Source organism: Alkalihalobacillus trypoxylicola (assembly GCF_001590785.1).
Lineage (GTDB): Bacteria > Bacillota > Bacilli > Bacillales > Bacillaceae_D > Alkalihalobacillus > Alkalihalobacillus trypoxylicola.
In genome coordinates this window covers 204,469-216,381 of record NZ_LTAO01000034.1, presented here as the reverse complement: position 1 = coordinate 216,381, position 11,913 = coordinate 204,469, and the positions used below count along the sequence as shown (strand labels likewise).

The following is an 11,913-nucleotide window of genomic DNA, read 5'->3' as shown; positions in this document are numbered from 1 at the left end:
TGACAACGTTTTCAATAAAATTTTATTACTTTTTTAAGTGATTTTAACAAACTTAAATGATCATGAGCTTATGTATACTGAGCTGTTGAGTCAAAATAAAGGAGTGAGCGACAATTATAAAATAAGCTTGTCTCATCGCTCACTACATGTAATAGAAAAATTAAATTCATATTTTTATATAATGCTCTTGAAAATTTGTTTTATTTCTATATTTTTTCAATTAGAAGAAAGGTTGATAAACTTCCAATTTTGATTAACCTCAGGAATAAACGTTTCTAACTTCTCTAGCTCTTCTATGAGTAACTCTGCTATTCCAAATGGAAATTCTCTTATGATTTTTTCTTCACCAAACATATCGTATCCACCTGTTCCACTTGCGCGATAGCTGCTTGTTGCAATTTGATACGTTTTACTAGAAGAAACAGGTTCACCTTTGAAAGACAATCCCGAAATTCGCTCTCCTTCCGGCTTATTCAAATCAATTTCGTACTCTATACCTTCCCACATATCATAGTTATAGCTAAGCAGTCTCGGTTTTTTCCATCTTTCATTTATAATGACCTCACCCTTTTGATCTAGAGTAAGAAATGTGGCACTAAACTCTAGTGCTTTTCTGATATCCTCTCCGCTTACCTCCATAATAACAAGCGTGTTGGCAAATGGATAAAAAGTATGAACCTCTCTTCTCGTCATGCTTTGTCCAAACGTAATTCCATGTGGAAGGAAATAGGCTGTTGACGATATTTCAGCTCCAGTTCTTTTCATCACTGCTTTGTTCACCCATTCAACAAGCGGATGCTCTTTCAACCAAATATCATGCATTGGCTCATTGATATGCATAGCATCTAGGTTCGATATAGTCGTTAATTCCTCGTCTAACCAAGCATTCACTTCTTCTTCCAGTTCAACAAGAGACTGTGTTATCGCTTCATCTGCCTCCCATTTGCTCGTTGACAGTAGATTCGTCTCTTTATTAATCATTTTAAAATGAGTCTTATCAGTTTCAACTATTAAATCAACACGTCCAACGAATTCGCCCTTTGTTCCGGATTGGATGACAGCCGTTTGGTTATCCGTTATACCTTGATAAACTAAATGCTGGTGTCCAGTAATTAAAACATCTATTTCTGGTATAGCAGCCAACATTTCATTCCCTTGATTCTCTCCGTTACTAGCTGAGAGTCTCTCTCCTGTTATAGGGTCTTTTTCAATTCCTCCATGATAGGAAATAATGATGACATCAGCAGATAAATCGTTTTTCAAAAAACTCACCCATTTTTTAGCTGTTACTACTGGGTCTAAGAAATCAAATTGATCAATGTGTCTATCTGGTTCCCAATCAGGAATTTTAGCCGTTGTTAAGCCTAAAATTCCAACTTTCACTCCACTATATTCTTTTATAAGATAAGGAGTACCAAAGTATGGTTCCTCCGTTCCCTTTTTTACTACATTAGCTGATAGCCAAGGAAATGAAGAATCATTTACAGCCTTCTCTAATGTCTCACGACCATAATTAAACTCATGGTTTCCAATAACAGCAGCATCATAACCAATACGATTGCAAGTAGAGATAACAGGATGAACCATTTCAGTTGGATTTTTCTCAGTAAAAACAAAGTGAGACAAAGGTGTACCTTGTAGCATATCCCCATTATCTATCACGATGACATGTTCTTCTTGATTTCGAACATCCTTAATGACAGAGGAAACCTTTGAATACCCTTTACCATCGTAGCTTTTATCTTGATCATTGTAAGGGGAAATTTTCCCATGAACGTCACTTGTAAACAAAATCACTATTTTCTTTTTATCCACCATCATGCTACTCCTTTAAATATAGAATCTACAATTTATATTACTGTTTTTATTATAACAAAGATAAGAATGATCTAGTAGATTAGCTCCTCTACTCCTCATCCCTTGCTTCCTAATGTCGGTAACCTGATTTTTAATAAGAAACCTACTGATTAGTAGAGTCCATTCTTTAAAAACTCATTACCATTTTACTTTAAGCCCTTTTTTCAAGTGAATTTCTGCATGATTACTTCATTCCACTTAGAGAATCTACAAATTCAATAGGACCTCGCTTCTTATGAAAAGAAGGAAGGCCCTATTTTTTATTTGTATATGCATCCATTACGCTCATGAGCTAAATTGGCGCATTCGCATCTATATTATTCTACTTTTTTGTAAGTGTAAATTGAGAGATTTCTTCATTTAAATCTACAGCTAGTTCTGATAATACTTGCGCAGAAGCAGCAACCTCTTCCATCGCTGATAATTGCTCTTGCGTGTTAGCAACAGCTGTTTCTGTTTCTTCTAGTGTAGATTTTGCAGATTGTTCAAGCATAGCTAACTGTTCCTGAAGAGTTTCCGTTTGAGTAGCGATTTTATCTGCCGAAGTCGTGACGGTTTGAATTTCTTGATTAACCTGAGTAATAGAAGAAGAAATATCTCTAAATGACTGATCCACTTCTTGAATCATATAGGTTCCTTTTGTTACTTCCTCTTGTCCACTTTGCATTTCAATCGCTGCTTTTTTTGTCTTTTCTTGAATACTAGAAAGCAGTTGATCAATATCTGTGACAGATTGCTGAGATTGCTCAGCCAAGTGTCTTACTTCATTTGCTACTACCGCAAAGCCTTTCCCACTTTCCCCAGCACGAGCTGCTTCAATGGCAGCATTTAACGACAGAAGGTTCGTTTGCTCAGAAATAGATGTAATAATTTCTAGAATAGAACCTATTTTACTTGCTTGTTGCTCAAGCTCCTTCATAGATTCAGAAGTAATCCCAACTGTTTGGTCAATATGATTCATCTGCTTGATTGCCTTAGCTATAATTTCACGGCCTTGAGCGGAACGATTTTCCATTTCATGTGAAGAGCTTTCTACCGAATGAGTAGCTGTCGTAATATGTTGGACACTTAAAACCATTTCTTTCGAAGATTCTAAACTTTGATTAGACAGCGTAGAGCTTTGCTCAGCATTTAGAGATAATGATTGAACAATTTCTGCAATTTGATTAGTCGCCGCAGAGGTTTCCTCAGAACTAGCAGATAATTGCTGTGAAGAAGAGGCTACATTTTCTGAGACATTCATAGTTTGTCCTATTAACCCTCGCAAAGAATGCTTCATTTTATTAAACGATTTGCCCAGTATAGCTAACTCATCTTTTGTTTTTATCGTTATATCATCGCTCGATAAATCACTATTAGAAATTAAATCAGCTTCTTTTACTAATTGCTTTAACGGTTTTGTTATAGCGGCAGAAAGAAGCAAAATGAGAATTATAAGGATAATAGTAGTTAATATAACCGCAATAATTACTATCGTCTGAAGCTGGTCTATGACTTGGTAATTCATATCGAGGGTTGATACCATATCAGATCTTTCATTCTCAGATAAAATTTGAAATTCAGTTCTAATTTCACGTGCTAGAGGCGTTGCTGTTTGTGATAGTACAGAGATCGCTAACTCTGTATCACCATTACGATAAAGAGGGAACACTTCGTTATACACAATATCCATCCATTGATCCGCTTTATCAATCGCGGTTTGGAGATCCTGATCCTCTGACATCGCTAGTAATCTTTCAGAGATATTGGCAATCGCTTCATTAGCTTGCTCTAATCGTTCAAGTGTTTGCTCCTCCCCCACTAACATATACGCCCTGACTAGTGCTAAACGATTCGTAACATGATAAGACATGTCTTCTTTCATTAAAAGCATCTGAAAATTCTGATCTTTCATTGTGTTCATGTTTTCATTTGATTGCGTTAAAGTAAAAATGATATAGATAGATAAAGCTAAAAATAAGCCTACCATCACTCCAAAAACGCTCAATAATTTAAATCGTATAGATTTCACTTCTGCACTTCCTCACCCATAGTTGTTGGTTATTTATTTGTTTAATATATATATCGAATAAATAACTAAATAGTTAATATTAAAATTTGAACTCCTCTACTTCATACTTATTTTTCGATTATCAGACCTCAAAAACAATCCTTAGATACACTACTAGTTTCTAGTCAATTATAAAATTCTGAATCTTTAATTTTCTCAGTGAACTAGTATATATGAGAAATTATTTCTTTTTAGTAGGTAGGTAAAAATTACTTATTTATAATCGTTTTTCTGTTTAATAATTATAGAAGGAAATATATAAGTTTATTCATAACGCCCTTTATCTGAATCCATTTCATCATTCATATCTTATAATGAAAACCGAACGATTAGGTTTTGATTTTCACTTTAGGTAGATGCTTTCCCAAGGGCTTGTCTTCAGCTAACTCTGACTATTCAGAGCTTCGTCAGAGTGGATCTTTATACTGAGCTGATCCTTTGGGAGTCACTACCTACCGTTCAATCAACAAGTGAATTCACAAACATTTAAGTCATATTTTATAATAATAGTTCGATTTCATTCACTTATAGAGCAATGATGAAATTCACCCATCTAAAATAAATTAAACCTTCTCTTTACAAAAAAATAACATTTTAAGATTCTTGAGTCATTTCTCTTTCAATATCGTTAATAATTTAATATAATGATTATATAATAATAATTATTATCTGATATTCGTTTTTCAGTATATAATTATTTTCTACTAATTTTTTAATAGAAAAGGAGAGTCGTTATGAGCGAAAATAATATCATTTCAGAAGCAAATGACAATGAAAATTCTGGTGGGAAATGTCCATTTTCCCATGGGAGTACGACTAGTCAAAAATCTAGTGGTACCACAAATAAAGATTGGTGGCCTAATCAATTAAATTTGAATATTTTACATCAGCATGATAAAAAATCAAACCCTATGGCAGAGGATTTTGATTACTCAGAGGAATTTAAGACGTTAGATTACGATTCTTTAAAAAAGGATCTTCACGCTCTAATGACGGATAGTCAAGATTGGTGGCCAGCCGATTATGGTCATTATGGACCTATGTTTATTCGTATGGCTTGGCATGCCGCTGGTACATATCGTTCTGGTGATGGACGCGGTGGTGGTAACACAGGAAACCAACGATTTGCACCATTAAATAGCTGGGCTGATAACGCCAATGTTGATAAAGCTCGTCGTTTATTATGGCCAATTAAGCAAAAATACGGTAACAAAATTTCATGGGCAGACCTATTCCTTCTTACTGGTAATGTTGCGATAGAATCAATGGGAGGAAAAACCTTTGGTTTCGGTGGTGGTCGAGCTGATATATGGCACCCTGAAGAGGATATTTACTGGGGTAATGAAAAGGAAATGCTTGGTGATAACCGTTACAGTGGCGACCGTGAGCTAGAAAATCCTCTTGCGGCTGTTCAAATGGGCTTAATCTATGTCAATCCAGAAGGTCCTAATGGTAAGCCTGATCCAATAGCTAGCGCTAGAGATATCCGTGAAACATTTTCGCGCATGGGAATGAATGATGAAGAGACCGTAGCTCTTGTAGCAGGTGGGCATACATTCGGGAAAGCTCACGGGGCAGGAGATGCAGAGCAAGTAGGACCTGAGCCTGAAGCGGCTCCTTTAGAAGCACAAGGACTTGGTTGGATTAGTTCATACGGTAGTGGGAAGGGTAGAGATACGATTACAAGTGGTATTGAAGGTGCTTGGACGGCTAACCCTACCAAATGGGATAATGGATTTTTCGAGTTATTATTTGGATATGAATGGGAACTAAGCAAAAGCCCTGCTGGTGCTTATCAATGGTATGCCAAAAACGTTCAGGACAAAGATTTAGCACCTGATGCTGAGGATGATTCTAAAAAGGTTCCTACGATGATGACAACAGCAGATTTAGCATTACGTCTGGACCCTGACTATGAAAAAATTTCTCGACGTTTTTATGAAAACCCTCAAGAGTTTGCCGATACATTCGCAGTAGCTTGGTTTAAATTATTGCACCGCGATATGGGGCCAAAAGCACGTTATTTAGGACCTGAGGTTCCAAAAGAAGATTTGATATGGCAAGATCCAGTTCCATCTGTTGACTACGAATTATCGGACGAGGAAATAGAAGTATTGAAACAGAAAATTCTTGATTCAGGTCTTTCCATTAGTGAGTTAGTAAAAACAGCATGGGCTTCTGCAAGTACTTTCCGTGGTTCAGATAATCGAGGCGGAGCGAACGGGGCAAGAATTCGCTTAGAACCTCAAAAGAACTGGGAAGCCAATGAGCCGGAGCAACTTGATAAGGTATTAACGACTTATGAAAAACTACAAAGCTCTCTAGATAAAAAAGTTAGTATCGCCGATTTAATTGTACTTGGTGGAAGTGCGGCTATCGAAGCAGCAGCAAACAATGCTGGATTTAGTGTGACGGTTCCATTTGAAGCAGGTCGCGGTGATGCAACAGTTGAACAAACAGATGCTGAAAGCTTTGAATATTTAGAGCCTGTAGCAGATGGATTCCGCAACTTCCAAAAGAAGGAATACTCTGTAACATCAGAAGAATTACTTGTTGATAAAGCTCAATTACTAGGATTAACTGCACCAGAGATGACTGTTCTAGTAGGGGGACTTCGAGTATTAGGTGCAAATCACAAAAATTCCAAACATGGAGTTTTTACTGAAAGCAGCAATGCTTTAACAAATGATTTCTTCACCAATCTATTAGATATAGGTATTGAATGGAAGCCTGTTGATGGCTTAACTTATCAAGGATTGGACCGTAAAACAGGGAAGATTGTTCAAACCGCAACACGTGTTGATTTAGTATTTGGTTCGAATTCTATCCTTCGCTCTATTTCAGAGGTGTATGCTCAAGATGATAATAAAGGGAAGTTCGTACAAGATTTCATTAGCGCTTGGGTAAAAGTTATGAATGCCGATCGTTTTGATCTTAAAGCAAAAAGGCTAGAATACACCAAATAAAAAAACTTCATTTGAATAGTTATGAGACTAGTACAAAAGCTGATTTAAAATAGCCTGTAGCAAAACTTGAAATACTCTGTACACAAAAAGGACCTTACTTCTTACCAAAAGAAGAAAGGTCCTTTTAAATTTCTAGATTCTCTTTGAAGGACGTAAGCTAGTGGTTGAATGAAGTGTCCATGCCGAGCACCTATCATGTGTCGATTTATTCATCCAGGTTTATGGTTCGAGCCCCTTTTATGAATTTTTTATCAGCAAGGCTTTTTAAACTTCACCACTCCAGCGATTAAATAACTGAGCATCAATATTAAATTGATCAAGTGCCTTTCCAACGGTTTGATTAACAATATCCTCAATGGTTTGAGGCTTGTGGTAAAAAGATGGGACTGGCGGAAGAATCACTCCCCCCATTTGCGTAACTAAGGTCATACTTTGTAAATGACTTAGGTTAAATGGAGTCTCTCTTACAATAAGAACCAGCTTTCTTCTTTCCTTAAGCTGAACATCTGCTGCTCTCGTAATTAATTCATCGTTATAACTATGAGCAATAGCAGACAAAGATTTTATAGAACAAGGCGCAACTATCATCCCATCTACTTTAAATGAACCACTCGAAATAGACGCTCCAATATCTTTTTGTTCGTACGTAAAATCAGCTAAATTGATCACTTCATCTAAATGATAGCTCGTCTCATAAGAAATCGTCTTCTCTGCTGCCTTACTAATAATCGCGTGACTTTCTACTCCAATAGATTTCAACACCTCTAGTATTCTAATACCATAAATCGCTCCGCTTGCTCCCGATATACCCACTACTATTTTGGTCATTCTTTACCCTCCACTTAAATTGCTATTAACATCTGACCGTTTTTGCTAGTGCTCTATTCGGAACATCGATACGGTCATGGCTTAATTGAATGATTGATTAGCTAAAGTATATCTATAATCATACAAAGTCACAAATAATACCCTACTATTGTTCAAAACCTGCTACTTGTAAATCTGTTCTCAAACAACAAAAAAGAGAGCTTTTTACGCCCTCTTCATCTAAATTTATAGCTACCACAATAATAAAACATTAGATACATGATTAAACCTGCAACAGCTTCTTTTTTGCCTTGGATAAAGGTTCGATCTTTCTTCCTTTGCCATGAGGAATACAATAAGGAGTGCCAAAAATCGGATCCTCAACAATATCACATTTTAATTGAAATACATCCTGCACCATTTGCTCATTTATAATATCCTCTGGCTTTCCTTGAACGTATACTCCCTTATCACGTACAGCTATAATATTGCTTGCATAACGACAGGCTAAGTTCAAATCATGTAAAACCATGACAACGGTTCGTTTTTCTAATTGATTTAAATCGTAGAGCAAATCAAGAATCTCAATTTGATGTGTCATATCTAGGTAAGTAGTCGGCTCGTCTAACAAGATGGTCTCTGTTTTTTGAGCAAGCGTCATAGAAATCCATGCTCTCTGTCTCTGACCTCCAGATAGCTGCTCTAATCTTTTATTCTTGAACTCAGTCATGCCCGTTACTTCTAATGCTTTATTAACCATAAGCTCGTCCTCTTTGGACCATTGTTTTCGCCAGCTTTGATACGGATATCTCCCTTGCTTTGTAAGCTGGTAGACCGTCAAACCCTCTGGAGCAATTGGACCTTGTGGAAGTATCGCTAATTTTTTAGCCACTTCTTTTGTCGATAACTTTTTTATCTCCTCGTTATCTAAAAATACACTTCCTTTAGAAGGTTTAATTAAACGAGCAAGTGCTCTTAATAAAGTAGATTTTCCACATCCATTAGCTCCAACTAATACTGTAATCTCACCCGCCGGAATCTCTAACTGAAGATCTTCAATGATATTTTTATCACCATAATTTAAGGTTAAAGAGCGTACTTCAATCATATAAAAACCTCCTAAATATTTCGATTACGGTACAGCAAATAAATAAAAAATGGAGCACCGATACTCGCTGTGAAAACACCTGCTGGAATATCTGATGGCAAAAAGACTGTTCTACCAATTAAATCAGCGATCATAACGAGAAGCCCGCCGATTAAAGCAGCAGTAGGAATATTTCCAATAAAAGAGCGTCCGATCATCATTCGTGCAATATGAGGTGCCATCAGGCCTACAAATCCTATTCCTCCTGCAAAGGCAACCGCTGATCCTGCAAGAATGACACTAAGAATAAGAAAACCTACACGATACTTTTGAACTTCCACACCAAGACTAGTTGCAACCCCATCGCCCAGTTCTTTTACACTCATTGACCTAGATAATATCATTAAGATTGCTGTACAAGCAATAATGATCGGAATAAAGGTATATATCTCGTTCCAGCTAGCTCCATAGAGGCTACCCGTAATCCACAAATAAGATTTGGTCGTTATGACCGTATCACTCATGACAATCAGAAATGTTACAATAGCATTCATAATCGCCGAGATCCCAATTCCCATTAAAACTAAACGAATAGGGGTTACCCCTTTTTTCCAAGAAAATACATAGATAAAAAAAGAAACAACTCCAGCTCCCGTTATGGCAGCTAATGGAAGCCATTGAGCACCTATGGTTCCCATAAAAAAGGCTATAAATACGATTGCACCTACTGAAGCTCCACTCGTTATACCAATAATATCTGGAGAAGCAAGCGGATTGCGAACCACACCTTGAAGAATTAACCCTGAAATGGCTAAGGCTGCCCCTACTAAGAAAGCTAATATCGTGCGCGGAAGCCTCCATGTATGTATCACAAAATCAAGAGACGAATCTCCTACCCCAACTAAATATTTAATCACTTCAAAAGGGTGAATCCAATCACTACCCATAGTGAGACTAAATAAAAAGAAGAGAATGTTTGTTAAAAGAAGAAGAAGGATGATTATAACCGTTTTTCCATGTACTTGGAAAGAAAAGTAATCGTTTTTTGATCGTAGCTGATAATATTTATTCATCCCTTTTCAATCCCTTTCTCGCTATATACACAAAGAACGGCGCACCTATTATTGCCGTCATTACACCAATTGGAACTTCCTGTGGCATAATGACTAAACGTGCGACAACATCTGCAAACAATAGTAAGGTTGCTCCCGTTATAGCACTAAAAGGAATGACCCACCTGTGGTCGGTTCCAATTAACCCTTTAACGATATGAGGAACGATTAATCCAATAAATCCAATAGCCCCTGCGACCGCTACTGCTCCACCCGCTAAAACAATGACAACTATTCCAATGATTATTTTAATTAACCAGGTTCTCTGACCAAGGCCTTTTGCTACATCTTCACCAGACAGTAGTATGTTAATCGGTCTTCCTAAAAAGAGAGCTATGATACTAACAGCTCCTATATAAGGAAGAACTGAAAAAAGCATTTCTAAATTTCGCCCTGAAACAGAGCCCGCCATCCAAAATAATATACTTTGAATCGATTGCTCATCTATAACAAGAAGTCCTTGTGTACCTGAAGCAAATAATGCTGAAATAGCGGCACCTGCTAAAATGATACGTAATGGACTTAACCCATCTCTCCCTATACTTCCTAACAAGAATACGAAAACCCCTGCGATTGCTGCGCCTAAAAATCCCATCCACATATATTGCTGCAAAGAGTTCATTGAGAGGTATGTGAGAGATAGTACGATAAAAAACAAGGCCCCTGCATTTACTCCTAATAAGTCAGGCGAAGCTAACGGATTTCTCGTTAGCGCCTGCATTAAAGTACCAGCTATTGCTAAACTAGCTCCGACCGTCATAGCAATTAATGTTCTCGTTAATCTAGAGGTCATGACAATGACATGCTCGGTTACAGAAGAATCATAAAATAACAATGCTTCTATTGTTGTCGAAAAAGGAATCGTCGTTTGCCCAAGCGACATACTGAGTAGCATAGCAAACACTAACAATATAAAACTAAGAAGCAATCCTCCAACTTTATAAGAAGTATATTGTATCAAGCGCTCCATTTTTATTCTGTAAGCTCTAGCCTATCGTAGATATCATCTAACATGAGATTTGCGGCTAATATTCCTCCACCCATATTCCAAATGACTTCATCCACTATATAGCTTTGATTTGCTTGCACAGCATCAAGATTTCCCCATAAAGGATGTGAAATCCAATCCTCATATGTTTCTTTAACCGCTTCGTCTTCATTCATGAAAATATAAAACACATCAGCGTTCATTTGGGGAATAGACTCTTGATCGGTCAATAACATTATTTCTTCATCTGAACCTTCTAAATTTTTTGGTCCATTAAATCCTAATTCAGTTAAAATAGAACCTGCAAAACCGGTGACATAAATTCTTGCATGGTCAGCTCTAAAGTTTAAAACAGAAACATGCATAGGCCAGTTTTCAATTTGTTCCTCTGCCTTATTTTGAAAGTCAACGACTCGATTATCCCAATCTTCAATTAATTGAGCAGCAACATCCTGTTGGTTCAAAGCCTCTCCCATTAGTAGAGTTGTCTCTTTAAAATTATAAAGTGATTCATCCGCTACTGTTGGAGCGATTTGCGATAGCTGCTCAAAAATCTCTTCATGTCTTATTTTTGAAGCAATGATTAAATCGGGATTCAATTTTGCAATTTCTTCTAGGTTCGGTTGAGTTTCTTCTCCTACTAATGAAACATCCTCCAAATCATCTCTTAAATACTGATAAACTGGCTTTTCTAACCACGATTCCACCATACCAACTGGTTTAATCCCCATCGCTACTGCTGTATCCGTTGCACCTTGATAAAGAGTAACAATTCTTTGTGGTTCTCCTTCAATATCTGTTACACCTAAAGCATTTTCAACACTTCTAATATTTCCTTCAGAATTTTCGGCTTGCTCCGTTTCTTCTGTATTTTCTGCTTCGGTTTTTTCTATTTCTTCACTATCTTCGGTTGCCGTTTGACAACCAACCAATAAAATCATTGTAAAAATCAGAAAAATTGGTATAATTAACTTTTTATGTAGCATGTTATTAGCTCCTTTTATTTTCATCTTGTTGAAATTGATTATCATTATCAATTGAATTAT

General features: G+C 36.8%; 8 protein-coding genes. 1 reads left to right on the top strand and 7 read right to left on the bottom strand.

Features of this window, described 5'->3' with window-relative positions:
- Positions 1-216 precede the first annotated feature (216 nt).
- Together AZF04_RS16470 and AZF04_RS16465 are read right to left on the bottom strand one after the other, a co-directional pair.
- Entirely contained in the window at positions 217-1,815 is a 1,599-nt protein-coding gene (locus tag AZF04_RS16470; protein ID WP_161485273.1) for a bifunctional metallophosphatase/5'-nucleotidase, read from the bottom strand.
- Between the two features lie 364 nt (positions 1,816-2,179).
- The gene (locus tag AZF04_RS16465; protein ID WP_061949686.1) at positions 2,180-3,868 is read right to left on the bottom strand and encodes a methyl-accepting chemotaxis protein; all 1,689 of its coding nucleotides are present in this window, start codon (positions 3,866-3,868) and stop codon (positions 2,180-2,182) included.
- Positions 3,869-4,641: 773 nt separating this feature from the next.
- Between AZF04_RS16465 and katG the strand changes: the two genes are divergently transcribed.
- Positions 4,642-6,873 (top strand): catalase/peroxidase HPI, encoded by a 2,232-nt coding sequence (katG, locus tag AZF04_RS16460; protein WP_061949685.1) that lies wholly within the window; start codon positions 4,642-4,644, stop codon positions 6,871-6,873.
- Positions 6,874-7,137: 264 nt separating this feature from the next.
- On the opposite strand, the gene AZF04_RS16455 is transcribed toward katG, so the two are convergent.
- The 5 genes from AZF04_RS16455 to AZF04_RS16435 form a co-directional block, all read right to left on the bottom strand.
- Positions 7,138-7,701 carry a UbiX family flavin prenyltransferase gene (locus AZF04_RS16455; protein WP_061949684.1) on the bottom strand — a complete coding sequence of 188 codons (564 nt, stop codon included), beginning with the start codon at positions 7,699-7,701 and terminating at the stop codon, positions 7,138-7,140.
- A gap of 262 nt (positions 7,702-7,963) precedes the next feature.
- Positions 7,964-8,788, bottom strand: a complete 825-nt coding sequence (locus AZF04_RS16450) for an ABC transporter ATP-binding protein (RefSeq protein ID WP_061949683.1) — start codon at positions 8,786-8,788, stop codon at positions 7,964-7,966.
- 11 nt (positions 8,789-8,799) lie between these two features.
- A complete protein-coding gene (locus tag AZF04_RS16445) occupies positions 8,800-9,840 on the bottom strand; it encodes a FecCD family ABC transporter permease (RefSeq protein ID WP_061949682.1) in 1,041 nt (346 codons plus the stop codon).
- Positions 9,833-10,849: a FecCD family ABC transporter permease gene (locus AZF04_RS16440; RefSeq protein ID WP_061949681.1), complete on the bottom strand. Its 1,017-nt coding sequence runs from the start codon at positions 10,847-10,849 to the stop codon at positions 9,833-9,835. The genes AZF04_RS16445 and AZF04_RS16440 overlap by 8 nt, the downstream gene beginning before the upstream one ends.
- A 2-nt stretch (positions 10,850-10,851) precedes the next feature.
- Positions 10,852-11,853 carry an ABC transporter substrate-binding protein gene (locus AZF04_RS16435; protein ID WP_061949680.1) on the bottom strand — a complete coding sequence of 334 codons (1,002 nt, stop codon included), beginning with the start codon at positions 11,851-11,853 and terminating at the stop codon, positions 10,852-10,854.
- Between the last annotated feature and the right edge of the window lie 60 nt (positions 11,854-11,913).

Bases quoted from the DNA above. Each gene is read 5' to 3' on its own strand.
- katG (WP_061949685.1), top strand. From the start codon at position 4,642: ATGAGCGAAAATAATATCATTTCAGAAGCAAATGACAATGAAAATTCT.
- AZF04_RS16455 (WP_061949684.1), bottom strand. From the start codon at position 7,701: ATGACCAAAATAGTAGTGGGTATATCGGGAGCAAGCGGAGCGATTTAT.
- AZF04_RS16450 (WP_061949683.1), bottom strand. From the start codon at position 8,788: ATGATTGAAGTACGCTCTTTAACCTTAAATTATGGTGATAAAAATATC.
- AZF04_RS16445 (WP_061949682.1), bottom strand. From the start codon at position 9,840: ATGAATAAATATTATCAGCTACGATCAAAAAACGATTACTTTTCTTTC.
- AZF04_RS16440 (WP_061949681.1), bottom strand. From the start codon at position 10,849: ATGGAGCGCTTGATACAATATACTTCTTATAAAGTTGGAGGATTGCTT.
- AZF04_RS16435 (WP_061949680.1), bottom strand. From the start codon at position 11,853: ATGCTACATAAAAAGTTAATTATACCAATTTTTCTGATTTTTACAATG.